Source organism: Bradyrhizobium sp. OK095, from assembly GCF_900109945.1.
Lineage (GTDB): Bacteria > Pseudomonadota > Alphaproteobacteria > Rhizobiales > Xanthobacteraceae > Bradyrhizobium.
Genome location: NZ_FOBX01000012.1, coordinates 1 through 24,581 on the forward strand (window position 1 = coordinate 1; position 24,581 = coordinate 24,581).

At 58.4% G+C, this 24,581-nt stretch carries 22 protein-coding genes, 1 tRNA gene and 3 pseudogenes; 8 read left to right on the top strand and 18 right to left on the bottom strand.

The genetic code is table 11. The annotated features are described in order from the left end of the window. Positions 1 to 192: 192 nt before the first annotated feature. Together BMW89_RS37505 and BMW89_RS38465 are read left to right on the top strand one after the other, a co-directional pair. Complete coding sequence (locus BMW89_RS37505) at positions 193 to 648, top strand: catalase family protein (RefSeq protein ID WP_143062838.1); 456 nt, start codon at positions 193 to 195, stop codon at positions 646 to 648. A gap of 100 nt (positions 649 to 748) precedes the next feature. After that, positions 749 to 1,022, top strand: a pseudogene (locus BMW89_RS38465) (hypothetical protein); the annotation flags it as partial. Here the strand turns inward: BMW89_RS38465 and BMW89_RS38645 are convergent. From BMW89_RS38645 to BMW89_RS27760, 7 genes and pseudogenes are all read right to left on the bottom strand, one after another. Beyond that, positions 1,019 to 1,096: pseudogene (locus BMW89_RS38645) on the bottom strand (Y-family DNA polymerase); the annotation flags it as partial. The pseudogenes BMW89_RS38465 and BMW89_RS38645 sit on opposite strands and share 4 nt — an antisense overlap. A 53-nt stretch (positions 1,097 to 1,149) precedes the next feature. Further along, a pseudogene (locus BMW89_RS27735) lies at positions 1,150 to 1,457 on the bottom strand (SOS response-associated peptidase family protein); the annotation flags it as partial. A gap of 1,479 nt (positions 1,458 to 2,936) precedes the next feature. After that, complete coding sequence (locus tag BMW89_RS37510; protein WP_143062839.1) at positions 2,937 to 3,134, bottom strand: hypothetical protein; 198 nt, start codon at positions 3,132 to 3,134, stop codon at positions 2,937 to 2,939. A gap of 236 nt (positions 3,135 to 3,370) precedes the next feature. Further along, a complete protein-coding gene (locus BMW89_RS27745; protein ID WP_143062840.1) occupies positions 3,371 to 4,057 on the bottom strand; it encodes a MarR family transcriptional regulator in 687 nt (228 codons plus the stop codon). A gap of 25 nt (positions 4,058 to 4,082) precedes the next feature. Further along, on the bottom strand, positions 4,083 to 5,483 hold the full coding sequence (locus BMW89_RS27750) for a bifunctional DNA primase/polymerase (RefSeq protein WP_092031051.1): 1,401 nt from the start codon (positions 5,481 to 5,483) through the stop codon (positions 4,083 to 4,085). A 68-nt stretch (positions 5,484 to 5,551) separates the two neighbouring features. After that, positions 5,552 to 5,848, bottom strand: a complete 297-nt coding sequence (locus tag BMW89_RS27755) for a hypothetical protein (protein ID WP_092031053.1) — start codon at positions 5,846 to 5,848, stop codon at positions 5,552 to 5,554. Next, positions 5,845 to 6,045, bottom strand: coding sequence for a hypothetical protein (locus tag BMW89_RS27760; RefSeq protein WP_092031056.1), 201 nt, complete (start codon positions 6,043 to 6,045; stop codon positions 5,845 to 5,847). The genes BMW89_RS27755 and BMW89_RS27760 overlap by 4 nt, the downstream gene beginning before the upstream one ends. A 74-nt stretch (positions 6,046 to 6,119) precedes the next feature. Here BMW89_RS27760 and BMW89_RS27765 point away from each other — a divergent pair, with 74 nt between their 5' ends. Beyond that, on the top strand, positions 6,120 to 6,656 hold the full coding sequence (locus tag BMW89_RS27765) for a hypothetical protein (RefSeq protein WP_092031059.1): 537 nt from the start codon (positions 6,120 to 6,122) through the stop codon (positions 6,654 to 6,656). Beyond that, positions 6,653 to 7,816: a tyrosine-type recombinase/integrase gene (locus tag BMW89_RS27770; protein WP_092031062.1), complete on the top strand. Its 1,164-nt coding sequence runs from the start codon at positions 6,653 to 6,655 to the stop codon at positions 7,814 to 7,816. Before BMW89_RS27765 ends, BMW89_RS27770 begins: the two co-directional genes overlap by 4 nt. Before the next feature lie 200 nt (positions 7,817 to 8,016). Here BMW89_RS27770 and BMW89_RS37515 read toward each other — a convergent pair whose 3' ends face one another. The 6 genes from BMW89_RS37515 to BMW89_RS27805 all read right to left on the bottom strand — a co-directional run bounded on the left by BMW89_RS37515 (position 8,017) and on the right by BMW89_RS27805 (position 17,019). Further along, complete coding sequence (locus BMW89_RS37515; RefSeq protein ID WP_143062841.1) at positions 8,017 to 8,373, bottom strand: hypothetical protein; 357 nt, start codon at positions 8,371 to 8,373, stop codon at positions 8,017 to 8,019. Between the two features lie 27 nt (positions 8,374 to 8,400). Then, positions 8,401 to 10,224, bottom strand: a complete 1,824-nt coding sequence (locus BMW89_RS27775) for a sensor histidine kinase (protein ID WP_143062842.1) — start codon at positions 10,222 to 10,224, stop codon at positions 8,401 to 8,403. A 92-nt stretch (positions 10,225 to 10,316) separates the two neighbouring features. After that, positions 10,317 to 11,768 carry a DNA sulfur modification protein DndB gene (locus BMW89_RS27780; RefSeq protein ID WP_210187585.1) on the bottom strand — a complete coding sequence of 484 codons (1,452 nt, stop codon included), beginning with the start codon at positions 11,766 to 11,768 and terminating at the stop codon, positions 10,317 to 10,319. Between the two features lie 975 nt (positions 11,769 to 12,743). Then, positions 12,744 to 15,458 carry a hypothetical protein gene (locus tag BMW89_RS27795; RefSeq protein ID WP_143062843.1) on the bottom strand — a complete coding sequence of 905 codons (2,715 nt, stop codon included), beginning with the start codon at positions 15,456 to 15,458 and terminating at the stop codon, positions 12,744 to 12,746. 9 nt (positions 15,459 to 15,467) lie between these two features. Then, a complete protein-coding gene (locus BMW89_RS37520; RefSeq protein ID WP_143062844.1) occupies positions 15,468 to 16,760 on the bottom strand; it encodes a hypothetical protein in 1,293 nt (430 codons plus the stop codon). 58 nt (positions 16,761 to 16,818) lie between these two features. Next, positions 16,819 to 17,019, bottom strand: coding sequence for a hypothetical protein (locus tag BMW89_RS27805; RefSeq protein ID WP_092031073.1), 201 nt, complete (start codon positions 17,017 to 17,019; stop codon positions 16,819 to 16,821). A 440-nt stretch (positions 17,020 to 17,459) separates the two neighbouring features. On the opposite strand from BMW89_RS27805, the gene BMW89_RS27810 reads away from it, so the two are divergent. Next, positions 17,460 to 17,549 (top strand) — tRNA-Ser (locus BMW89_RS27810). Positions 17,550 to 17,694: 145 nt separating this feature from the next. On the opposite strand, the gene BMW89_RS37525 is transcribed toward BMW89_RS27810, so the two are convergent. Next, entirely contained in the window at positions 17,695 to 17,895 is a 201-nt protein-coding gene (locus BMW89_RS37525; protein ID WP_143062845.1) for a hypothetical protein, read from the bottom strand. A gap of 68 nt (positions 17,896 to 17,963) precedes the next feature. Here BMW89_RS37525 and BMW89_RS27815 point away from each other — a divergent pair, with 68 nt between their 5' ends. After that, positions 17,964 to 19,085: an AI-2E family transporter gene (locus BMW89_RS27815; protein WP_092031076.1), complete on the top strand. Its 1,122-nt coding sequence runs from the start codon at positions 17,964 to 17,966 to the stop codon at positions 19,083 to 19,085. A 9-nt stretch (positions 19,086 to 19,094) separates the two neighbouring features. After that, positions 19,095 to 19,556: a potassium channel family protein gene (locus tag BMW89_RS27820; RefSeq protein WP_092031079.1), complete on the top strand. Its 462-nt coding sequence runs from the start codon at positions 19,095 to 19,097 to the stop codon at positions 19,554 to 19,556. 81 nt (positions 19,557 to 19,637) lie between these two features. Here the strand turns inward: BMW89_RS27820 and BMW89_RS27825 are convergent, their stop codons facing one another. Continuing rightward, positions 19,638 to 20,321 (bottom strand): helix-turn-helix domain-containing protein, encoded by a 684-nt coding sequence (locus tag BMW89_RS27825; protein WP_092031082.1) that lies wholly within the window; start codon positions 20,319 to 20,321, stop codon positions 19,638 to 19,640. Positions 20,322 to 20,623: 302 nt separating this feature from the next. Here BMW89_RS27825 and BMW89_RS27830 point away from each other — a divergent pair, with 302 nt between their 5' ends. Next, positions 20,624 to 21,247: a response regulator transcription factor gene (locus BMW89_RS27830; protein WP_092031085.1), complete on the top strand. Its 624-nt coding sequence runs from the start codon at positions 20,624 to 20,626 to the stop codon at positions 21,245 to 21,247. Between the two features lie 48 nt (positions 21,248 to 21,295). Here BMW89_RS27830 and BMW89_RS27835 read toward each other — a convergent pair whose 3' ends face one another. From BMW89_RS27835 to BMW89_RS27845, 3 genes are read right to left on the bottom strand one after another with little or no spacing between them, the layout of a single operon-like run. Then, entirely contained in the window at positions 21,296 to 21,868 is a 573-nt protein-coding gene (locus BMW89_RS27835) for an invasion associated locus B family protein (RefSeq protein ID WP_092031087.1), read from the bottom strand. A 23-nt stretch (positions 21,869 to 21,891) separates the two neighbouring features. Continuing rightward, positions 21,892 to 22,773, bottom strand: a complete 882-nt coding sequence (locus BMW89_RS27840) for an alpha/beta hydrolase family protein (protein ID WP_092031090.1) — start codon at positions 22,771 to 22,773, stop codon at positions 21,892 to 21,894. 11 nt (positions 22,774 to 22,784) lie between these two features. Beyond that, the gene (locus BMW89_RS27845) at positions 22,785 to 24,473 is read right to left on the bottom strand and encodes an aspartate:alanine exchanger family transporter (RefSeq protein WP_092031093.1); all 1,689 of its coding nucleotides are present in this window, start codon (positions 24,471 to 24,473) and stop codon (positions 22,785 to 22,787) included. Between the last annotated feature and the right edge of the window lie 108 nt (positions 24,474 to 24,581).

Below are 24,581 nucleotides of genomic sequence, written 5' to 3' on the forward strand. Positions count from 1 at the left end.
CATCGGCCACCTCGTCAGAGGCGTTCTGCCCGGCGAATGCAGCAACTACTTTGTTAATGCCGGATACGCTTCCATCAAAAAATGAAACGCTCTAGTTACAATCCGATGCGATGGCGGATTCGGCAAGCCTTCATCGCGTACAAGATCGCCAGCCAGAAATCCCGATCGCCATTGTCGCTTCAGTATTATTCCATGGCACCGTTCATGTTCGGCGAAGGGAGAGCCGTGAAGTATTTGGCGAGGCCTTGCGCCACTCCACCTTCTGACGAAATTTCGGATGGGCCAAACTTCCTGAGAGAAGCCTTATGGAAGGCATTAGCCTCCGGTCCGGCATGCTTTGAACTTTTCGTTCAGGAACGAAAAGACGGTATGGACATCGAGAATATCTTGATTGAATGGCCAGAAAGTTCTTCCCCATATCGTCGAGTGGGCAAGATCGAAGTATCGTCCGGTCAAGCCAATGCCGACGCCAGAGAAAGAGCATGCGAAAGCCTAACGTTTAATCCCTGGCACGCTCCAGCCGAGCAACGTCCTCTGGGCGGCATTAATCGGCTCAGAAAAGCAGTGTATGAAGCGATCTCCAGCTATCGCAGCAGTCGAAACAACGTAACGCCAGTCGACCCCGCGATGCTTTGGAAGAACTTCTAGCGATCGCTGCAGTGCGCCGCCATCATGCAACTGTGTCGCGCACTTCGTTGATTGAAGACGTCTTTATCGATTGGGTAGGGCGCGCGAAGGATAATTTTCGATGAGCGCGAAGTCGCTCGCTGGCTCAAGCTGGCGTCGCATCTACGCGATGCTGATCAAGGAGTTCATTCGGCTTACCCGCGATTGCGCCTCCTTTGCGATGATCGTGCTGATGCCTCTGCTGCAGCTGTTGCTGTTCGATTGTGCCATCAACACCACGCCGCGGGACCTGCCGACGGCCGTGTTGCTCCAGGAAAGCAGCTATATCGGGCCGGCGTATTCTCAAGGCGATGGAGAACACCCGCTGTTTCAGGGGCACACACGTCCTGCGCGATCCGCTGATGGCGACCGGCTTGCCGCGGGGGGCCGGATTGTCGCGCTGCTCGACCGATGCGTAGAACGCATCCATGTCGACGTGGATGATCTTGCGCTGGCGGAACCGGGGGCGCCCCTGACGTCGTCTTAGTCCGTCACGCCGCCGGACCAAACGCCGCGGGCGACGATCCGCAGTGACCCGTCCGGCAGCGGCCGCTGCAGCTTCAAGGCCTCGTCCGGAGGAGCGGCCATCCAGGTCTCGACTTCCTCCGGGGTGGTCAGAATCACTGAATCACTGTCATCGCCTTTGGATGGATGGCGCCGAGCTCGGCGTTGAGCTCCGTCGCGAGAAACGCGAAGATGTGATTGGTGGTTTCGCCTTCCTTGACCTTCCTGACCGACGTCCAATTGGTCCAGATGCTGGCGAAGCTGGCGAGGAGGCGCGACTCGTCGAGACGGGCCAACCTTCCAGACCGCGGCCGGCCTGCGGACGGCGTCGCTCGACGAGGTCAACGTGTGGAAGGGCGACACCGTGGCCGACTACACGGTGACTTGCTTCAACCCCATCGCGAAAGCGATAGATACGCATCGCCGCTGGAAACGGACTGTATCAACCGCCGGGGCTTTTTGATCCCTTTGCGCTTGCAAGGACACACCTTTTCGTGAGGCTCGGGGCCGGTCCCTTAAAATGGAGGGCGGCATGGCCGGCATCACACCCCCCTGGAACTCTACCAAAAGCTCGTCCAGGAGTTCGATGACTTCTGCGAGAACCCAGGCTCCGCGCGGCACGCGGTGAAGTTCGTCACCGCTGCACACCACTTGAGCGACTGGGTGTGGGTCGGCTTCCTCAACAAGGATCAGGAGCAGAGGAGGCAGCTCGGCCTCGATGACAAGAACGTCCATGGCTTCAGGGAGTGGCTGTTTGCGAAGAGTCCGTGGGTTGCCCAGATACAGCCGCTGGCAAACGGCTCGAAGCACCTTCACCTGCCAGCGGTCCGAACATCTGGATGCACGAAGTAGGCCCGCTCAACTCCTTCGCATTCAACGAGGAGGCCCACAACGAAGGGTTCTCCTATTTCGTTGTCGATATGGAGACCTGAATGGGGTGCCGCATATTGTGCCCGTCACGTGCCTCTTCGAGGTCGTCATGCGGTTCTGGCGAGATTTCCTGCGTCCGTACGGACCATACCCGGAGCTGCCGAAAGGCAGGACGAAGCTATCGGACGAATGGCCTACTGCTCAGCCTTGAGCATTTCGACCTTGGCTTCCGCTCGGCGGAGGTCGCCCTCGTATTTGCATTCATCGTTATCAGCGAACCCTCGGGCGAGCCACAAGCGCGTCATCTTCGGACATCAGGACTGGTTCGCCCGGGACTTCCGCTTCGTGCCGGCGGGCGTGAGGCAACTGCGCGACCTTCGCCTTTACGGCATCGATCCTGGCCAACTATGCCGGGCACCCGGCGCAGATCGCCAGGACGGTTTGGACCATGTCGTGGCCGTCGCGGACGGGTAGACCAAGCGCCTTACATCGTCGAAGAAGACGGTTGTCCCGCAGTACGCGCGCATGCGCGCGAGGCGCCGACCATTCAGTCCCAAATAAATCGCATCGTGCCGAACTACAGAACCGGTGCTTTGCGCCCGAGATCGCAAGTGATCACAGCGGCATGCGGTGCGATCGATGTGCGGTTACTACCGGATCTACTACCATCGGCCTCAATAGGGCGGCGCCGCGAGCCCGACCGGTCGGGAGAATTCGGAGCGCAGCGCGAGCTCGATCGTTTCGAACACTGGCGACGGCGCTACACCATCAGGCGCGGTCGCCTGGAGGATATCGAGTACGCGGCGTAACGTTGCCCATTCATCCGGTTCTAAGCCACCAGGCGCGGGCTGTGCGACGTTGAGGAAGGTATCCTTCGGCACCAAGCCGTAAGCGATCTACGCGAGCTCTGCCGGCTCTTCGACGGCCAGGCGCTTCAAGACTTCAATGCCGCACGCTTCCCAAACTTCGGCGATATCGGCGATCAGCTTTTCCGTTATCTTCTGGTGCGCACCTGGCAGACGGCCCGCGGTGTTACCGCTCTGTCCCGGTTTCCAGGCCGTGCTAGGCAATTGCCTGTTCGTCTGTTTATTCACATCTCAACTCTTATTTGCACTCAACTGTTATTTGCACAACGCGCGGGCTGAATGCCTCGCTGTTAGGTTTCCAGGTTGCTATCTCGTTTCACGTTTCACCTATAGGACTCCAAACGAAACGAAACGCCCGATGATGGGGATAAAATCCCCCCATCGTTTCGGCTTGTTTCAAGTTCCCGTTTCGCATGAAACGCCGTGTTTTACAGGGGTTTTGCATTTCGCGTTTCGCTTCCGTTTCACGTCGTTCTAGGCCCCGGCACACCCGGAAAAGGCATCAACGGCGTTTCGCTTCGTTTCGCGTCGTTTTCGAGTTCGTTTAGCGATTTTTGAGCGGTCGGCGAGACCGTGAGTTTCTTCGTAAGTCGATCGCGCTTGAGCAAGTTTTCCTTGATTAGGCGCTCAACCATTCGGTTCGCTGCGCTCTTATTGGTCCCGAAAGCAGTGGCGATCTTTTCGAGTGCTACCCCCGGATTGTTGTCGACATAGCGGACAAGGGCGATATCCGCCGTCTCGCTTTCCGCCGCTCGGGCCTCCATGCCGGCTTCATTGACCAGGTGGGCGACAACCGTTGGCATTGGGCGTCCGTCTTCGTCGACCAGGCGCGGGTGGTTGCGCACCACATGCAGCCCGAAATGGATGGGCGAAAGCTCGGGACCGCGGAATTTGCCGACCGTCTGGACCGCAATCGTGCCACCGCTGCTGGCCGCCGCGAGATTGCCGTCGACTTCGTTGAGGAACGCACCACCACCGCGCGGCACCATTTCATCAATCGTTTTTGCGTTCTTTGTCGGGTGACAGAGCACCAAGACGCAGGGTTCGCCAGGAAGCCCTACTAGCGACCGCAGCATGCGCGCGTGGTTGCCGGCCTGGACGTTGTCGTTGTCGTTGTCGCCCTCGAAATACGCTGCGGCCGTGTCGACCACCACCAACGCCAAACCTACACCGCGCTTAGCAAGTTTGCGGGCAATGCGTCCCGCCGTTTTCGAAAGAGGCGTTACGCCGTAGACGAAGATGACGTCCGTTTTTTTTCGGATCGATTCCCATTTCCTGCGTCAGGCCGAACCACCTTGCCTTTACGTCATCCGGGTTCTCGCCTGCGAAGTACAACACCCAACCGCGCTTGACCCGCCGCCCGCCGAGGGCATGACCGGTCGCAACGTGGGCAGCCCAAAGCAACGCGATAGCTGTCTTTCCGGTGCCCGTCTGCGCGGTCATCGAATAGCAGAAACGGCGCTGCAAGATGCCGTCAACGAGATAGCTCGGCGGCCGGAAGTCATCGCCAAAGCTTTCCGGAAAGCTGAGTTCCGGTGTCGGGCCGTCGTCGTACTCCTCGATCTCGGGCAGCGGAACGTTATGCGACAGGGGCGGCATCATAGGCGCTTGCGACGGTGCGATGCTCGGCGAGGTGACCAGTTGCGCGACGCCACCAAACATCGACCCGATTGACGGCCGAATCGTCCCTGTCCACCCGAGATCGTGCGCGCGCTTCATAAAGCTGTTGAGCGTGACCGAATTGCCCGTCGCTTCGCTGGCAAATGATCCCCATTTCGATTCGATAACGTCATCCGTCACCGTGTCGTTATGCGAGAGCGCCCAAAGCTCTTTTGCATCGTCGCCGCATTCGAGCTTCAACGCCATGCCGAGCGCGCACCAATCCTCATATGCGTCGAAGCCGCCGCGCTCATTGAGCCAACCGACTAGGCCGCCGACGTCGCCGCGATCGTGCGAACCGACCTTTGCCACATGCTCGCGCGGCTTGGCGGGTGCGCAATATTCGATCAGCGCGGCCGGGGCAGGGTGCGGCGGCGCGGGGTTCTCGAATAGCTGATACCAGCCCGATTCTTCGTTCTTCGCTGTGCCGTCATAGTAGCTGCCGGCCGTGACGGTGTAGCCGATCACGCGCGTATTGATTCGCTTTTTGATCGCATCCGGCTGCCGCAGCGTCGCCGCGTCGATATGATCCGGCAGCGCAAAATAATCGTGCCAACCGCCGCGCGCCGACTGCACATGCGGCAGCGTCTCCGGGTTCATGCCCCACGACTTCAAAAGCTTGCCGCGCAATGTCCATGCTTCTGCGCGAGCGGCTTCCGGCGTCTGCCCTTCGGTTGGCTTAATGTCGGTGTCCAGCGTGATCCACTTCGACGCATACGCGACGACGCCGAAGTTGCAGCCCGGATATTGAGCGCGCCAAGCTGCCCACTGCGCAGGATCACGCGACGCATGATGCTTGAACGATTCAACGATGCCCCATGGCGCTTTCTGGCCTGCCGGGATCGGGAAGAGTGCGGCGCCGTGGTTGGCGTAAAAATCAAGATCAGGTGCGGCCGCAACGGTTGGAGTTGACGTCATGCTATGCTCTCGTTCTGTAGTCGATTGAAATCAAACCCGCCGCGGCGACCACCGGGCGGGTTTCCTTTTCAGTGGAGCGCTGAAGCCTGCAACGAAGCGCGTTCGAATAGCGCGCTCGCTTCCGCTTCGCTCGCTTCATCGCGGCCCGGTTGCCCGACAGTGTGCGCGTGAGCGTAAACGCCAGGCAGCAGTTGCCGTATCGCCGTCAGCAGGGTGAGACCGGGCGGCACGATCTCGCGACCGATCAAGGCGAGTTCGGCCGGGTGTGCTAGTCGAATGCGGTGGCGCCGGTCAGGGTGCGTTTTGAAGAACCGGGTATCGGCCCTGGCCAGTCGAGCGACGGCGGCGCTCTGTCGCGGCGTCATGCTGCAACCTCGATGCCGAGAATCTTGCGCAGCGCCACCGTGGGCACGAAGAGGCTGCGACCGACCTTGATTGTCGGAATGTCGCCGTTCTTCGCCGCAGCGTAGCTGGCCTGTCGGGCGAGCCCGAAGCAGACGCGATCGACGTCCGGAATTGATGCGGTGGGGCGGGAAAGCAGCGTCTTCAACTCTTCGTTCATGTTCGATGTCCTTTGATGCGGTTAATAGTGTACACTATACACTTCTATTGCCTTTGGTCAAGTAGTGGTGGACAATGCCCATTACTATCTATATTGCAGTAGTTATGGTGATCTCTCTGAAAAGCTACATCCCCACACTGGCCCGCGTTCTCAATGATTCGGAGAGCGCGCTCTACGAACGCCAACGAGCACTTGTGCGCGAGGGACTGCTTGAAGCGACGCCGGGGAAAGGTCCTGGCAGCGGGGTTAGAGCAACGCCCGAGTCGGTGGCCATGTTGCTGATCGGATACCTCGCTAGTGTAAGCTTGGTCGAGGCAGGCGAACGCGCCCGTGCAATTGCCAGGGCTAAGGCAGGCGTTGGGAAAACAGCAGAAGCGTTCAAAGATGCTCTCGCCCGAACTCTTTCGAGCGAAGAGTTGGCCGCAACGGTAAAAACGATCCGCGTCGGGATCACCCATGGTGATGCATCAATTGAGACGCAGGTCGGCAACACGACGTTTGCAGGACGAACAGTCGGAAATCCTGCCGTTCGAATCGAAGTCGCCATGGATGCCGATACTGTTCGGACAATTAGCAAGGCGGTCGCTGCGCTCAAAGGGGACGCGAAATGAAAGGCCACGTCACTCTCCAGGGCAAGGTTTGGTATGCCGTGATCGACACCCGCGATGCGGAAGGGAAGCGCAAGCGCAAATGGCACAAGCTGCCGGATGCAAAGGGCAAGCGCGACGCTCAGACGGCCTGTAGCAAACTCATAACGGAGATGGTGAGCGGCGAGTACGTCGAGCCGTCCAAGACCACTCTGGCGCAGTTTTTTGAACGCTGGCTGAAGCATATCAAGCCGAACGTCTCGCCACGTACCCACGAGCGTTATGAGCAGATCGCCACGAAAAACATCAATCCTTTGCTCGGCGGCAAGGCGCTGTCAAAACTACAGCCGATCGAAATCAGCGGCGCTTATGCGACGGCACTGGAAAGCGGCCGGCGGGACGGGAAGGGCGGCTTGTCGCCGCGCACTGTCCATCACATGCACCGGGTTCTATATTCTGCTCTTGACCAAGCCGAGCGCTGGAAACTGATTGTTCGGAACCCGGCGGCGCTCCTCGAAAAGCGGGATCGGCCGAAGATCGAACGCAAACCTGTGCCGACGATCGACGCGCCGACGACCGCGACCGTATTTGACGCTGCCCGCGAACGGCGACTTTTCATTCCGCTCGTGCTCGCGACGTTGTGCGGCCTTCGCCGCGGCGAGATTACCGCGCTCCGTTGGCGGTCGGTCGACCTTGATTCGGGACAGCTTGCCGTTGTGGCCAGCACCGAGCAGACGGATGCTGGCGCGATTCGCGAGAAGGAAGCCAAGAGCGGTAAGACCCGAACCATTGCCCTGCCATCGCTCGCCGTCGAAGAGCTGCGCCGCTGGCGGCTTGAGCAAGCCCAAGAACTGCTGCGGCTCGGCGCGCGGGCGGATGACACTTGGCACGTCGTTACCCAATTCGACGGCACGCCTTTACAGCCGCGCAGCCTCACGCACGTCATGTCGGCCTTTCTGAGCGAATGGGGGATGACGCTGCACAAGATGCGGCACACACACGCCAGCCACATGCTTGCCGCCAAGGTCCATCCAAAGGTCGTCCAGGAGCGGCTAGGGCACTCTTCGATCGCCATCACGATGGATATTTACAGCCATCTGATGCCGAACATGCAGGGCGAGGCTGCCGCGGCGGTTGATTTGGCCCTACGTGCTGCCATAAACAAGCGCGCCGACGACGAATAAGCTTATCTCAGCGCACGACACTTCAGATCATCCACCATCGAGGCTGACTGCTCGGACGATCACCACGTTTTGAGTATCTCGGTCGAATTGGCTGGGAATGGATTTCCCAATAGGAATGGATTTCTAAGCCAATCCGGCAAGCCATTTGCGGCGACGGCAATTGGTAAAATGCTCGGCGAACTGTGACTGAGCAAAGCAGGCTACGCTTCCGACTTCAATCGGCCTACCGCGACCAGGTCTGGTAAATGCTTGTCTTCGATGAAACCGGCCTCCAAAGCGGCCGCTTTGTTCAATATTGCGGTTTGCGCATGGCGGCCCCAGGAGCTGCCACGTTCTGTTTCAGGCATAGCGAACCGAATTTGCTGCTGAACTGCTTTACCTGACTTCGCGCCTACCGCCGTTGCAAACGATCCACAAAAATCCAGAAATGCTGCGTCCAAATCGCGTCCGGGAGAGGACTTTTTAGTCCATTGGTCATAGGGACCAAATCGATCAACAAGCCGGCGATAAAGAACGCGCCGGACGTCTCCCGTCCAAATTTCAGGATCCCAAGCCATAATCCTCTCCCAGTGATCTATTATGTTTTAGGCAACAGCCGTCTCGGCCTCTGTCTCATATTCCGAGCGCCGAATTTTCAAAGCTTTGCCGATCGCGCGCCGGGCGTCCTGCATGGCTTCATAGAAATTGTCCGCAGCAAGGCTCAAGCTTTCGGGTTCAAGCGCCTTGCCCATTGCTTCTTCGTCCCATTCCTTATTCAAGCGTTTCGCCAAAGCAAAAACTACGGCGAGTCCCGCTCTTTGGATCATCGAGTTTCGTGAGTGAGAGACGGCAAGACGCTTCATGATGTCGACGTCGCCGGCATGCGCATATTCTTGCTCCAACTGTTCGCGCATCAAATCGACAGCTGGGTATCGCATGTTGATGAAGAGTTCGCCGGTCTTGGCGTAGTATCTGGCCGCGCGTCCTCTCAAATTCTTGGCTTCGATCTCTTCCTCGTCGTCCAACGGAATCAGGCTCGGAGCGCGTTCGAGGTTCTGCGCCATACGAGCTAACTGTGCACCGGACTGCATCACAGTGAGGTCGGCGCTGTTCTGTCGACGGTCACGACCCTCGGATTGCCCGCTGGATCGAACAGGTGCCATTCCGCCACCGGGGCCGGCCCCAACGGTTATGTCTCCATCAGCAACCACCCTGGGACTCTGAGCTTTTACGCGAAGTTTGTTCAACAACTCTTGTAACCTCTTGCGAATCTCTTCGTTCGAATCACCGGTGTTTGGTGCCAAGGAGTGAATCAGGTCGATGAGCCAGGCCGGACGATTTTCGAGCACCTGAACAGCAAAATCTGCGGCCTCAACCTGATCTTGCTCACCGTCAACGTATCTTAGGAATTGCCGATATCCCTCGGGACGAAGTCGTGCGTCGTCAGGTAATTCGATATGGACGGAGATATGTTTGGCGCCGAAGGGAATGCCAAATGTCGGAGCTTCAATTGTCCAAGCTCGTCCCGTTAGCACGGCATACATCTCGTCACGGAATACCACTGCTGCGGTACTTACGGCGGAGGCGATTGCTCCGCTAATCGATTTGTTGTGCGACGTGTCTTTAAACGCCTCGTCGTAAATGTAATGCAGCTTTATTCCATTGGAGAGCGATACTGTCTCAGCTCGCGTAAAGGCCGCCTTGGTTTCGCGAGCCGGCATCGTCTCGAACTTCCGCGAGCCGGGACCACGGGCATGCGTCCCCTCATCCAGCCGAATTTCAACACCAGGAGGGAGCCGATAGAAACGATGATAAAGGTATGTCGCGAGCCAAAACTTTGGCTGCTTCGGATCTCCATCATAGGGGTCTGATACCGTGTCTTGGTCAGGCCGATTTCCGAGCAAGACAACTTCGGTCCAATCAGAGGTCAAGAGCCGATCGCCTTCGGCTCGGACCTGCTCCGTCACGTCAACTACATCTCCGAGTTCTTCCCCGTTCGTGTTGCGCCGCTTTAGGCGACCGTAAACGCCGTCGCGCTCGCAGAGGATGACCTCGTGAACCGAGCCCGCCTTGCAGGAACGGTATCGTATCCCGTGGCGGTTCGATGGAAGCGAGGCGACCTTCGCGCCCATGCCGAAATTCTTGTCGAGACCCTTCTGCTTTCCAATTGACGCGGCCAGGTTCGTCATTCGGGATAGCTCATCGTCATCCATCCCGAGGCCGGTGTTCCAAATCGTTAATTTAGGAACGCCATGGACTCTTGTTGCCGAGAACTCTACGCGGCGATCGTTGGGCTCAGCTTCCGCGGCGGCCTCGATCGCGTTCTTTGTGAGTTCCCGTATCATCATGACCTTGGGGCAGCGTTCAATCGTGCTGCTGACGAGGAAAGCTTGATCATCCACTCGCAGCGCAGAAACGTCCGTTGTCATGCTCTGTCCCTTCCATTCCGAAAAGCGCGCACTGAAATCGACTATGGTAGTCATAGAGACAAGGCCCCGGGTCTCACCGGGGCTAATCCGAGTTATTCGAAACGGCTGGGAAGCTTCACTTGCCAACGAATCATGTCGGCCAATAGCGGGTAGATATCGTTGTGCTTTGCTCCAAAGCGCATAAAGCCGGCTTGCTCGCTACCCACGTCCCGGTTGGCGACATCGTCAGGCGGAAGATACTTGTCGAGACCGTTGAAGCGCTCATGCTTACGATCCTCGGGATTCAAGCCGTAGTAATACCAAACTGGATTGCCGTGCGAAAAGTCAATTGCGTTGAGGCCGTCGAGAAACTTGTCGAACAATTCACTTGCGCGTTCGGGCTTGCGGTTGCTGAAATTTAAGTCGTAAGTGATCTTCGCGAGCGCCTTCAGAACAACCGGTTGTGCTGCTACGGTGTTTTCCTTTGCACGATCGCCGCCGAAGTGAGGGATCTCAATAATGCGCTCCCAAAGTTTTAAAACGTCCGCTTCGCGCGGCTCAATCACGGCCGGCGTCGCGCCGGAAATATTGCCCTTGTTTAGGAAAGCAATCGCATTAATCGCCACGACGTCCTTCAGCATGAGCGCTCCAGTGTCCTCCGACCAATCCCTGGGCTCTTTCTCGGAAATCTGAATAGCGAGATCACCGGCCAAGCGGTTCTTGATGAACGCAGTGACAGGGTTCGAACTGTCGAACTGATGGGCTAGAGAAGGATCGACCTTCTTTCCTAGGCGATTCAAATCGTGAAAGAGCTGACGTTCTTGAGTGACATCGAGACCCAGATGAACCTCGACCGAAAGGGTGGCATAGGAGCGCGCGGCGTCGTACGCCTCATTCCAGGCGACCATCTCATCTTCGGTCACCTCGGTGCCTTTGGCGGGATAAAGAACGGCCGACTTCGCCGGATAGCGCCCGGTGGCTCTCACAACTTCAAGAAACTCCATCGTCAAATCCGCACCCTTGCGACGGTGCTGTCCATCGACAACCCAGAGGGTATGGCGCTCCGAGAGATAGACTTTGAAGGCTGCGGTCTCGCCTCCGACTGTTTCGAGTCTTACGCCGCGAATGCCACCATTGCCGGTGCCGCCAAGGGGGATATTGCGGATATTGCAGACAAGCGGCTGGATCGAGAAGTAAGGTTGCTCGCCAAGTGCGTGGAGAATGTTGTCGAAGACCTCAAGTGCGGGCTTGTCTGTCACTTCTCGCTTTAGCTTAGCCGCTGAGATCAGGCCTTTGAGCATGTAGCTAGCGAGCTTTTTCGCGTGGTTCGGATCAAGTGACCGCTGCGCTACCGGACCAAGCTCGCGGTCGTTGGCGACATCGGAGATGTCCTTAAACTTCCGGAAGGGGACTGACATCGTGAAAACGCGATGACCCAGGTTGTGCCCGATGAAAACATTGTAGGGGACCTCGTTCACGTCGCCGGTCTCGACCAATGAATCGAGGGAATCCAGTTCCTGCTTAGTCTGTAGGGGGGTGGGGAGAGCGCCTGTGCGGGCAAACATTGGATCAATCCTCTCGATTAAAACTGAGTGCCATAAATATCCCTGGGACATTTTTTGTCAATACCAGGATGAAATAAATCCATGGCCTGGGTTAAAATATAAGCGTCCCCGGCCTATGCGGAAGTTTTACTCGGAATAATCTCCTCGGAAGGTGCTGGGGCCGATGTTCGCCTAAGAGGCGTGTAACGGCAAGTTTCAACTTCCCTGGGTCGGCTTGTATCCGCGACACTATCCACAGTGACCTATGGCAGGATCCAAACTTTCCAGCGCGGGAAGTCTATTCGGTGACGCGGGCGGTAATATTTCCGATCATGCACGGGGCGGCGATGATACGTTGTCAGCCCATGTGCTCGCCTCCGCTATCACGGTTGGCGAGACTTTCATCCTGAATATGTACGGCGATGCTGGCGGTGATATCTCGGCGTGGGCTATTGCCGGCGATGACGCCCTTAATCTCGAATTGCCCCGACCTTTACGCCCGGGTTGAAAGTGAATGCCTACGGCGATGCCGGCGTGTCCGGTCACGCCGGCGGCAACCTAATCAATCGCGCGGCGGGGGGCAGCGACACGATCGCTGTCCACGTCGGTCCGGACAGTAATGTAGTCTTCTTTGGCGACGCGGGCGGTAGCTTGCTCGGGCATACCCGCGGCGGCGATGACAGCTTGCCGAGCTGCACGACCGCATGATGGTCGGCGTGCGCGCCGGCCGTATCGAGCTTGACGAGAATTGGGGATACGTCGGTAAAAAGCAGAAGCGCGTTGCCATGAAATCAACCATAAGGGCGATCAGTGCACGTTCGTCGCTTTACCAGCCGCGCAATCATCAGTTACCGCACCGGCAAGATCTCCAAATACATAGAGAGCAAATCGCCGGCCCACCTACAAGTGTAAGCCTCCTGAGCTGGCTCTACCCCGAATAACTCCTACAGGTGACGGAGCAGCACTTTGGCGTGCATTTGGCTGAGGTTGATGCGGCTAGTTCAAGGCAGCAACAAGCGGCCATAAAGCCAGCCTCATGGATGGATCTGAATTGAGTCGCTGCATATAATCCTGCACTAATGTCCGGCTCGCATCATTCGCAATCTTAAGCCGAAGCGATTCCGCAAAAACTCCAGCATCTAGGCCTCGCGGTCCTCTTGCTAAACATTGCTGCAGCAACTCGCTACAAATCCGCTTTGCAACATCATCCTCCTCACTCAGCACACGAACCAAGCGACGTCCCAAACCGGCGTAGAAGGAATCATTTCCTTCGTCGCTGAGATTGCGATCTTGCTGGTCTTTGAAATTCGCAGAAAGAGCGCCTGTCGCAATAGCGAGGTCGATCGGATCGCGCAATGAGACAGGAGAGTCGATGCCCTTTAGGAACTGCAGCATCCGGTCCTCTTGATCTAAGTCTTTCGCAAAGCGAAGCGAAGCGTATGTCCAATTATGGACGGTAATTGCGTTAGGACTTGTCGGCTCCGGAATTGAGAATGGTGCAAGAAGTCTTGGCTTGTTGACTGCAATTGACCACATATCAAAGATCAGCTTGAGGAGCACATTCCAATGCTCGTCCACATTTTCCTCACCAAGCAATGCAACAAACTCTGCGCGACGACCTGCCAAGGCAAGCACCGGCGCATAAGCATCCGCAACACCCATTGTAGGTCGATTTGTCTTTACTGAATTGAGAACAGACTCCAATGCTTCAAGGGCTGCCGCCACGCCTACTTTCCCCGACAATGACGGGATCGCCAACAAAGCTCTGATATCTGCTGCATTGGAGCTGGTATTGAGCCGCGCCACGGAAGGCACAAGCCTCTCTACAAGAGCCTGACGGAGCTCGGCTATAACATTTTCATCCAACAATGAACGATCGAAGCGCTCAAGATTTTGAATGAGACCGGCTGCATTCGAACGATCGCCGGCGCCGAACGTGACAATGCTATTAACTATCCGACGGCCAAGCTCCGCATCTACATTCGCCAGAGTTACTACCTCATCAGTGAGCAGGAACTGCAGAGCGGGCCTCACCACAGGCCACAACTGGGTCTCGGGCTTTAGGGCGGCAAGTAGGCTCAGCGTTTCGTCGACCAGCTCACGTGCTTGGTCTCTGGAGAACATGTCAACCGTGAGACAGGCCAGCTCAAAGGCATTCGCATGCAAATTCCAATGAGCCTGCAATCGAAGGCGCGTCACGACAGCTGAATGAATTGAGGCGACGTTATCGCGGCAAAACTCTGGCCTACCTTTCGCCAAGCGGCACAACGCGTCAAGCCCAGCTAGCGCGAGGTTCCTGTTGGAAGAAAACGATGTGCTCCCGTTGCCCGCCTGCGCTGAAAGGAATTCGACAACGACGCGCACCACTTGCCGTCGATCTTGCGGGATCTTCTCCGCCCACCTCGTAAGCAAAGAAATGGCCGACCGATGTCGCTCAACTGACATTCCCTGATGTCTTCCGCAAAGCGAAATGACCAGTTCAACCGCTCCGTCATCCACAAACCTTGCGACCAATCTTTCCGACCATTTAATGTCATCAACATGAGAGCGATCCGCGGCCTGAATCAAAAGGTGCACAGCCAGCTGAAAGTCAGCAGGATGGCCTCTGTGAGGCTCGGTCTCCTCCGCCATAAGAAGAAGTACTTGTGCAAACGCCCCCATAGTATCCCGGGACTCAGTTGAGAGTCCCAAAGCGATCTGGCGACGCAACACTGCCCAGCATCGTCTCCAGGCGCTGTGGCGATTGCGAGACCCTGCCGTCGCAACGGTCAGCCAATTGAGCTGATGCGATTCGTGGCTGAGTGGCGGTTTTAGTAGCGTCGTCCGATTTTCGGTGAACTTCAAAGCCAATGAGTCAACGCTCAGCGCCGCGGAAAGCGCATCGAAGGGGGCATTGAGCTTAAGCAACGGCCGCATCTCAAGCGAGCTACTCTCAAGACTGTCCTGCAAAAGCGCAAAGGCCGCTTCCGGACCGGTGTTGACACGCACCGCCGCCGCGATCGATTGGTCAACAACATCAGCTAATTGCTCAGAAAGCTCTCGCCAGTCTTCCCTAGCTTCACCGCCCAGTCTGTCTCGGCATATCCGATACAGGTCCTCAGCAGCTCTCCAAGCATCCGCATCGGCACAGAGGTCACCAATGTGCTTCAAGAGAAGCACGGCAAGTGGTGGATACAAATTGCTGACTCGAACAATAGCGGTCGATGGAAGCTCCGACCATTCTGCCTTGCCAGTGAAGCAAGCTGAGCCGCTACGTAGTAGATCGAGCAACGCCTCACAAGCTTGGTCGTTGAAGGGCGCCCTGAATTCACGCTGATCGAATCCAAAATCTCGAGTGCCCAATTGAAGAGCTCGCTCGAGAGATCGTGCTTTCTGCAGCTGCTCAGGGCTCGCACCATCCTCTGGTGGGAACCCATCCCCATCCGCTTGCCAAACGATATCTTGAATAGCACGTTGAAGGTAACCGGCGAGTTTTCCTTCAGTTTTTCGAGGTCGGACGATCCAACCATCAAGCCCCGGTTTGTTCGGTATCTCGCGTTCTTCAAATAATCCATCGAATGAGATCTGTCCTTCGCTTACTTCGTCCACTAACAAACGGATCAAATCGCGCAAGTTGTTAGCTGGCAAGAAGTGCCGAAGCGAAACCCAGCCAAGCACATTGGCACGTAGTTGGCTTTGGAACGATGATGGCGTTTGGCTCACGCTTGTCATGACCGATCTCTATGAACTTGAAGCATTAGCGGGTTGCCGGACATCAACGTAGTGGAGTTTGATGTCGCGCAGACCCACAGTTGCGCCCCACGGAGGAGAATGGCGAGGCAATCGATGAACGGTCATGCGGAGCACTCTTGCGCGGGGCGGCTCCATGTCACGAGGACTGAGTTGCGCAATGTAACCGCGCACGCTTCGTCCTGGAGAAATCTCGTTGGCGGGCAACGACCATCCATTGTCTATATCGTTGTGGCTCTTACCGTAAGTCGACAGCTCTAGAAAATCTGGATTTATATCCAGGGGGGCCTTTACGGGTAAGAACATCCCAGAAAGCCCTCCTACTTCATTCGATGCGATTTGTCGTTCAGTCCCAAGCGACCAAAAATTTGCAAGAACGAACGCTGCGTGAGCGTGGCGTTGACAGCTCGGATCCTTTGCAGTGCGAACGAAAGAGTCACGGAATTGCTGATGCCACATCCTGCTTGCAATCATTCCATGGCCCGTATTCTCCGACTGTGGCGTGCAGGTCGCAACAGAAACGATATCGACATAGTCCGGAATCGCTTGATCGAAGCACGAACTCTTGCTGTTCACTGCGTCGATCGGCAAATGCCCAGGCCGATCACTGTCTAGCTGAAGGGCATCAGAACAGATGAGCGGCTGCATTGTTATGCTCAATAGATTGGGATCACTCGGTGTCAGCCTAACAAGGCTGACCAAGTTTCCCTGGGCCATATCCCGCTCGGGAAGCGCGCCCGCTTCCATTTTAGATCTAACCATTTTAGGATGGAGGCATATTCTTAGCTTTGATCCAACATCGATAGTGAAGAGGCACGCTAAATTGAAGCGCTTCCCATCATGTTGCCGCGCGATCCAGGATACGACGCCGTCAAGATCTTCGAGCTCGACAGACGAAATCGAGCGAAGTTGAGCCAAAAGGTTCAAGATCGCAGCCTTGTCGAACAGGTGTCCATCGTTATGGTCGGGTCGTAAACCGACGTGTATGCATCCCATCCGATCTAGGCGGGAAAGCACGCCGACCGCTCTGATAAAATCAGCGACCGGCAAAAAAGCTTCTGGAAACGTAACCAGGTCGAAGCGGTCAAACAGAGGCACGTTGGGCCTAAGGTCGCTAATCGGAGCATCTTCCGAGGTAAGCAAAGCGGTGATAACCGAGTCAAATAAACCGCCGTGGTTAGCGGGCTCGATGAACGACGGCTCTACTATAACAACTCGATAGTCTTTCTCGGTTCTTTCGATGGTCCAATCAAACAACTGACCAGTCATTTCAGCTTGCTGCAAACGTCCACCCTCTAGCGCCTGATCTTGGATATTAGTTTACGATCATTGGAAGTCGCGCCTAAATTCTATCGATGTGATCGACCGCAAAGACCTGGTAGTATTGACCCGGCGCCGTCTGCGTAAGCACAATCTCCAATGCGACGATTTCTGCATAGCCCTTAGCTTCGTCGCCGACATTGATGAGGTCAACAACAGTCAGTCCCTTGCCCGTATCAAAGTTCGAGGCCGGCGCTCCCGGAATGCGGATCAGGCCATGCATCGGCAGCCCTCGGGCCAACAAATTTAGAGTTCTTCGGAACGGGCGGACCGTTCCATTCTAGGCACCAAATCTCAATATCTAAGCACCGTCCCGTTTCCATCGCAGCGGACATATAGATCCACGTCCGCTTTGCAGCCCAACTGCGTGTGTGTCGGGCCACGTCTTTCGGCCTATCGGTCATTGAGCTGCGCTATCGAAATTTGGGTACTGCCTCTGATAGCGGCCTCAGGCAAGCTGGGTCACCGCCTAAAGAGCTTCCCCACGAGTCTCGGAAATTCCGCGTCGTTACTTGGTTGTTGGCGGCCGAAGGACCGAGCGTTGACGCCGGCATAGGTCTCACCGTAAAGAGCACTCAGCAACCACATTGGGTAGTAAAGCGGTAGTAGTGTCCTCTATTTGTTCACTTCGCGCTGCTGCTAACCTCTTGAAATCGTTGCTCGGGAAGGGTGGCCGAGTGGTTTAAGGCACCGGTCTTGAAAACCGGCGTGCCCGCAAGGGTACCGTGGGTTCGAATCCCACCCCTTCCGCCATATCCATTTGAATTATCTGGGCTATTTAGTGTTCTTGAGGTTCGGTCCCCGGATTGACCTCTAGGTCGGCTCGGACGTCGGCGGCCTTCCGCGTAAGCCTCCTGAAATCGAAAAACTTCGCCGGTGCGGAATTATCGCCTCAGCGCTAGGGCTTCTTGAACAGGCTGATTACGTCCGCTGTGTCGGTCGGCAAAGCAACCCCGGCAAGCGCCGGTGCTTTCAAGAATTGGCGCAGTGCTTCGTCGAATTCATCGAGCGAGATAGCTTTCTCCACCGGCAACGTGGTCCGCGCAAATTTTGGGGCGGCGAATCCGCTTTCCGCGTCTTGCCGTTTGATCTGGATCAAGCTGGTCGCGCGCGACGGGCCGCTACGTCTCCCTGAGGGAACCACGCCCAAGGGACAGGCCCCAAATCGTGAAGACGCTTCGCAGCTTTCTGCCGGCTGATGCCGTCGTCCAGCTCGTGATCCGGCTTGGGTTGCTGGCGCTGCTGATCCTGTGGGCGTTCCTGATCAGCAAGCCGTTCGTGCCGATCCTGACCTGGAGCGCGGTGCTGGCGGTGGCGTTCTATCCAGTCTTCAGCTGGCTCGCCAAACTTCTGGGCGGCAGCCCTCGCATTGCGGCGACGATCCTCACTTTGGTCATGCTCGGCATCGTCATTGGCCCGGCGGCCTGGCTTGGCCTCAGCGCCGTCGATGGGATCAGGGAGATCGCAGGCCAGATCGGTACCGGCGACCTCGCGCTTCAGGCCGCCCCCGAGCGGATCAAGAGCTGGCCCTTGATTGGCCCTCAGCTCTACGAGCTCTGGAATCTGGCCTACACCAATGTCCGCGCGGTGCTGCGTGAGGTGACGCCGTATCTGAAGCCGCTCGCCGGGATCATGCTGTCATTCGCCGGCAGCGCCGGCGTCGGCACGCTCCAATTCCTGCTCTCGGTGCTGGTCGCCGGTTTCCTGTTTCCGCACGGGCCGCAGCTCGCCGCCGCGATCCGCAGTTTCCTGTTCCGGATCGTGCCGGAGCAAAGCGAGCATTTTCTCGAGCTCTCAGGTGCGACCATCCGTGCGGTGTCGCAGGGCGTCATCGGGGTTGCGATCATCCAGGCGTTGCTTGCCGGCATCGGCTTCAAGCTTGCCGCCATTCCGAGCGCGGGTCTGCTCGCTATCATGGTTCTCCTGCTTTCGATTGTGCAGATCGGCCCGGCCATCGTGCTCATTCCCGTCGTCATCTGGATCTGGATGGACAAGGGCGTAACCACTGCGGTGCCTCTGACCGTGTTCCTCGTCGCCGTCGGCCTGCTCGACAACATTTTAAAGCCGCTGGTGATGGGGCGGGGACTGACGACGCCGACGCTCGTGATCCTGGTTGGCGTAATCGGCGGAACGCTCGCGCATGGCATCATCGGCCTCTTCATCGGGCCGATCATCCTCGCGGTCGCCTGGGAACTCGCGGCCGCATGGATCCGGATCGAGCGCACCGTGCCTGCCGGGTTCGGCAAGAGGACCGACCCCGCGATCGACGCGACCTTGCAGCAGCTCTGAGCGAGTCCCATGATATTGCAATTGACGGTCGGCGCCCTGGTGAGCGCGATCAATATCGGGATCCATGCGCTGGTCACAGTCGTCGCCGTCGCGATCGCCCGCGGCGCCGGCCATCGAAGGACCGGACGGCCGAGATTGCAACTGATGGCCGTGATGGTGGCGACCGCGGCGGTCCTGGAGGTCGCACACGCTCTGGAAGTTCTGGTGTGGGCCTGGACGTATCACATCGTCCAAGCCGCCGCGCCCGGCAGCGATCTGCTCTATTTCGCCTTCGTCAACTACACGACGCTCGGCTATGGCGACATCACGCCGGTGCGCGAATGGCGGCTCATCGGGCCGTTGACAGCCATGAACGGTGTGTTGCTGTTTGGCTGGTCAGCCGCGATCCTGTTCGAGGTGTTGCGCAAGACGCTCGACTACGTCGGTTTGATCAAGGACGACTTCATCCCAGGAAGAGGATCAGAGCCGTGAACGCGACTGGCAGCGCGCGCCTTCCGCAGCGCAGCAGATCGAGCTGAGCGTCAATGCACGATGCTGCTGCACTGGGCCGGATCAGGGCTGCAGGTCGAGGCCCGCGAGCTTCTCCCTGTCCAGTAACACGATCTGGCGTTGGGTGTTGCCGATGAAGCCGAGAATGCCCAGCTCATGCAACCGCGACAAAGCGCGGGAGACAGTTTCAAGCGTCAAGCCGAGATAATCGGCGATATCGCGCCGCGACATCGGGAGCGCCATGACGCCGGCGGCCGTCAGCCGTTTGTCCATCTCGAGCAGGAAGGCCGCGACCCGCTCCAGCGAGGTCTTGCGGCCGAGCAGCAGCATATGATCTTCGGCGTGCTGGAGATTGTTCGTGGTCATGCTGAGCAGGTTCTTGGCGACCACGGCGTCGCTCTCGGCCACGATCTCGAGACTTTGCCGCTTGACGAGACGCACGCTGGTATCGACGATCGCCTCCGTCGTGAAGCGGTGCTCGCTTCCGTTCTCAAGGCCGAAGATGTCGCCGGAAAGATGAAAGGCACCGATCTGCCTGCGGCCGTCCGACAGCAGCTTGTAGCTTCGCACCGCACCAGACTTGACCTGATAGACGTATTCGGCGGGCTCTTTCTCGCCGTAGATTTCGTTTCCCTTTTTATAGGAAAATTCGCTTAAACTAACGAACGCATTTGAATCGCTGGTCATGCCGAGATCGCGGAGGGAATTGGGGCGCAGTGCGGAATCCGTCGTGATGCGAACAAACATGGCCAACTCCTCAGCTCATCGCCGAATTGGTCTGTCAGACAAATACTCATCGCAGGAAATGCGCCGCGCCTACCCACTCCCGCCGAAGTTGATTTTCGACCAAGGCCGTATTTCAATCCATTGTCCTAAGGTGCATAGTACCAAAGGACAGCACATGCGCTTGCTGTATGAATTGAGAACTGTTCGATATGAGCGGGAATACTTCCCGTTGCGAAGCACATCATCTATTTCGAATGATTGGGCAGTGGCGCTGCCCCGATGTTAAGAATTGATATTCTCCCCAAACTGCGAGAGGTCAAACGGTGCCCGGCCTTGTCCACGTGGTCGACGACGACCCTTCGTTCCGTACCGCGATCGAACGCCGGCTGAAGCTTGCTGGTTACGAGGTCGCGACCTACGCGACGGCCGAAGGTTTTCTGGACGCGGGCCTCGACGACGCGCAACCGGGATGCATCCTTCTCGACGTCCGGATTCCCGGGCTGAGCGGGCCCGATTTGCAGGGCCGCCTGATCGCGCGGGGTTCGACGCTCCCGATCATCTTCCTGACTGGGTATGCCGACACGCCGACCACAGTGCGCGCGATCAAGGCCGGCGCGGAAGATGTTTTGACCAAGCCGGTATCGTCAGAACAATTGCTGGATGCGATCGTGCGTGCTCTGGCGCAGCAGAACGCAGCGCGTGCGCAACACGGAAAGTTGGAGACTTTCCGGGCCTGCCTCGCTACGCTCACTCGGCGTGAACGACAGGTGTTCGATTTCATCGTGCGTGGAAAGATCAACAAGCAAACCGCTCATGAACTCGGAACAACCGAACGCACCGTGAAGGCGCACCGACACCAGGTGATGGAAAAGATGCAGGCCCACTCGCTGGCCGAGCTCGTTTCGATCGCGGAACGGCTCGGAATGCTCGACCCGAGCATTGTCTAGTCTCCTGAGCGAACGTGGCCTCCTGCCAATATGTACCGTGCGGCTTGATCATTCGTCGACATATTGCTCGAGTGTCTTTGCCGGCGCGCCCTTATGGATGGCGGCGAACTGGGTTAACGGCACTGAGGTCGTCAGCGCCAACAGATTGGAGTCGACGGTCTCAAGGACCAGCGCCTTTCCGGATTCCATCTGCTTGACGATCGCCGCCGGTGCGACATCGGCCGCGATGCAGGCGTTGGTCAGGCACCAGCTATAGGGGACGCGAACGGGGCTGCCCTGGTCGACGGCCAGCTTGACCGGCGTTTGCAGATACATGCCGACTGGCACGAGCAGTTGCAGCCGCGCGGTCGGAGAGCCTTCGCGCTCGATCAGATCAACGCGCACCGCCATCTGGCCGGTCGGGAATTTGCCTGATATCGAGGTCCGGCACAGCGTTGGTGCGCCGCCGGCCTTGAAGCAGAGTTTTTTCCAGTCACCATAGGCGATGTCCTTGGCCTCGCGCTGACCGCGCGTTGCGACTTCGGCAGGCTTATCGGCCTGCGCAGCGAGACCGGGGAACGCGGCGGTCGTGGTCACCGCTACGACGGCGAGGGCAGTGAGATAATCACGGGCGCTGGGCATGGTCGCGTCTCCGGAGCCGGACTCTATTTTTGCGCGTTGATAAATTTCGTCACCAGCGGCGACCAGAGCGGGATCGCGTCAGCGGAGCCGATGAAGAAATGTCCCTCATTGCCGAATGGCGGCATCAGATGGTACTCGGCCTTGCCGCCGGCGGCGGTGAAGGCCGCATGCATGCGCTTCGACAAATCGGGGCCGAAGAACGTGTCGTTCTCGATGTAAATCCACAGCATTGGCACCCGCGATGTGCGGCCGAAATCTGCGGTTGCTTCGACCAGCTTATCCGGCGCGCAATTGTTGTTGGGCTTGCCGCCGACGCGGCCGCCGCGCCCGGCGGCGAAGGTGATGATTGCCTTCACTTGCGGCGGGTTCACGCTTGACAGCGCGATGGAGGCCCAGCCGCCCGCGGACTGGCCGACCACGATCACGTCCCTCGGAATGATGCGCTTCTCGGCCGCCATGTAATCGATGATCCAGAGATCGACTTGCGCGACGGCAAGTCCCGCGTCATGGAAGTTGGGATTGGTGCACTTGCCGACCTTCGAAAAGAACGGGCCGAACAGTGCGCGATCGGGGATATCGATCGCCTGTGCGCCGTAACCGCTGCCCACCGGCGCCACCACGAGATAGCCACGCCTGGCGAACCACTTGGCGGCGTCGCGAAATTCGACCAGTGGAAAGAAGCTGCGGTCGGTCGGATTGAGCGAGACGCCGTGGTTCATGATCACCAGCGGGAAGGGGCCATCGCCGACCGGGCGGACCAAATAGGCGAACATTGGCAGCGGTAGGGGGAGGGCCCAGATCTCCTCCTGGATGCGGATGTCCTCCTCGGCGCGTGCGGGTGCGGCGAAAACGGCGAGGAACAGCAGGACGATCGCAATCGGTCGGAAGATCGCAGCCAAACGCATGGCGACCTCCCTCAGCCGGTAAAGGTGGCGGCCACGATGATCGGGCCGAGCACCGTCAAAACGACATTCCCGATCGCGTAAGGGACAGCCACGCCCAGCACCGGGGTCTGGCTTTCGGCAACGTCGCAAGCCCCGGTCACTGCGGCGTCCACGGTCATTGCGCCAGCCAGCGCGCCGCAGGTGATGACAGGGTTCATGCGCAGCACGTAGTGCGCAAAGAGTGTCGCGACTGTCAGCGGCACCAGTGTGATGACAAGCCCCATGCCGACCAGCAGGAGGCCATGGGCCTGGATCGCGGCCCAGGCGGCAGCGCCGTTGCCAAGTCCGATCGCTGCGATGAAGCCGCCGAGCCCGAGATCGCTCAGGGTCTGCTGTGCCGCGGGCGGCAGGGCGCCTATGGTCGGCCGGCGCGAACGCAACCAGCCGCAGACGAGGCCGGCAATCAACGCTCCGCCGCCCCCGCCCAGCGTCAGCGCGACACTGCCGACCCTGAAGCTGACGAGACCTGCGAGCAGACCCGCGGCGATACCGGCGGCGAGGAAGGCAATATCGGCGCGGTCGCCGGAGCGGAGGATCTGGCCGACGCTTGCCGAGGCCCGCTCGATGTTGCGGGTGCTCCCGACCAGCGTCATGACGTCGCCGACATAGACCCGCGTATCCGGGCTCAGCGGTACTTCACGGCCGATTCGCGTGAGCGCGCGCAGGAAAACGCCGCGCGCGCTGACGCCGACGCGCTCGGCGACATCCTTGACCGACCGGCCGTGGAGCTTGCGATTGTCGACGAGGACATCGACCACGTTGCCTGGGATCGATTTCAGGATCTCGTCGGCATCGATCTCCGTGCCGATGATCGGCTTGGCGCCGACGATGACGGCTGTACGTCCCTCGATGACGATGTCATCGCCAGCCTCGAGTACGGTGTCCAGATGCGGTTCGACGTCCAGTCCCTGGCGCACGACGCGCGAGACGACGGTCCGGCTGCCGATCTGCTCTTCGATCGCCTGGATGGTGCGGCCTGCACCGACCGATACGCGATAGGCGCGCGCCTGGAATTTACGGTAGGACAGGTTCTCGGTCTTCGGAGGATCTCCGCCAGCGAGCTCGGCTTCGAGCTTCTTTGCTTCCAGCTTCAAGTCGATCCGCATCAGCTTCGGCGCAACGAAAGGAACGAAGATAAGCGTCAGGATATAGCCGAGCACATAAGTCACGGCGTAGCCTGCGGCGATGTTCGCCTCCTGCTGCTCCAGGACGCTCTTGGCGAGCCCCAACTGCGCCAGCGCGCCCGACGCTGTGCCGATGACGGAGGATTGGGTCAGTGCTCCGGCCGCAATGCCGGAGGCCGTGCCGGGATCGAGCCGGAAAGCGTAGGCGAACAAGAGCACCAGGGTGAGTCCTGTGCCGCCGAGCACGAGCGCCATGGCGACCTGTGCGAGGGTGCGGACGCTTAGCGACGCAAAGAACTCCGGTCCAGACCTGTAGCCGATGGTGAACACGAACAGGCTGAACAGGATCACGCGCAGCAGCGAGGGAAATGTGAAGGTCCCGAGTTGCCCGATCAGCACGGCCACGATCAGGATGCACGCCGTGGTGCCGACCGCGAAGCCGCGGATCTTGATGCGGCCGAGAATGGTGCCGATGGCAACAGCCAGCAGCAAGAAAATTTCCGGAGCCGCGGAAATGACCCACTTGACGGTATCCATGGTCCTATTCCCCCGGCGCTTTGCGACGGACTTGAATCCCGGAACCCGGGGACTTGCTTGATCCAGATCAATCCTCCGCGCCGGTCAATCGCATCGATGGGATCATGC

Coding starts and splice junctions, on each gene's coding strand:
- BMW89_RS27835 (WP_092031087.1), bottom strand. CDS start 21,868: ATGCCCAGCGCCCGTGATTATCTCACTGCCCTCGCCGTCGTAGCGGTG.
- BMW89_RS27840 (WP_092031090.1), bottom strand. CDS start 22,773: ATGCGTTTGGCTGCGATCTTCCGACCGATTGCGATCGTCCTGCTGTTC.
- BMW89_RS27795 (WP_143062843.1), bottom strand. CDS start 15,458: ATGACAAGCGTGAGCCAAACGCCATCATCGTTCCAAAGCCAACTACGT.
- BMW89_RS27750 (WP_092031051.1), bottom strand. CDS start 5,483: ATGACGTCAACTCCAACCGTTGCGGCCGCACCTGATCTTGATTTTTAC.
- BMW89_RS27780 (WP_210187585.1), bottom strand. CDS start 11,768: ATGTTTGCCCGCACAGGCGCTCTCCCCACCCCCCTACAGACTAAGCAG.
- BMW89_RS27760 (WP_092031056.1), bottom strand. CDS start 6,045: ATGAACGAAGAGTTGAAGACGCTGCTTTCCCGCCCCACCGCATCAATT.
- BMW89_RS27825 (WP_092031082.1), bottom strand. CDS start 20,321: ATGTTTGTTCGCATCACGACGGATTCCGCACTGCGCCCCAATTCCCTC.
- BMW89_RS37515 (WP_143062841.1), bottom strand. CDS start 8,373: ATGGCTTGGGATCCTGAAATTTGGACGGGAGACGTCCGGCGCGTTCTT.
- BMW89_RS27770 (WP_092031062.1), top strand. CDS start 6,653: ATGAAAGGCCACGTCACTCTCCAGGGCAAGGTTTGGTATGCCGTGATC.
- BMW89_RS27820 (WP_092031079.1), top strand. CDS start 19,095: ATGATATTGCAATTGACGGTCGGCGCCCTGGTGAGCGCGATCAATATC.
- BMW89_RS27765 (WP_092031059.1), top strand. CDS start 6,120: ATGCCCATTACTATCTATATTGCAGTAGTTATGGTGATCTCTCTGAAA.
- BMW89_RS37505 (WP_143062838.1), top strand. CDS start 193: ATGGCACCGTTCATGTTCGGCGAAGGGAGAGCCGTGAAGTATTTGGCG.
- BMW89_RS27775 (WP_143062842.1), bottom strand. CDS start 10,224: ATGACAACGGACGTTTCTGCGCTGCGAGTGGATGATCAAGCTTTCCTC.
- BMW89_RS27845 (WP_092031093.1), bottom strand. CDS start 24,473: ATGGATACCGTCAAGTGGGTCATTTCCGCGGCTCCGGAAATTTTCTTG.
- BMW89_RS27755 (WP_092031053.1), bottom strand. CDS start 5,848: ATGACGCCGCGACAGAGCGCCGCCGTCGCTCGACTGGCCAGGGCCGAT.
- BMW89_RS27805 (WP_092031073.1), bottom strand. CDS start 17,019: ATGCATGGCCTGATCCGCATTCCGGGAGCGCCGGCCTCGAACTTTGAT.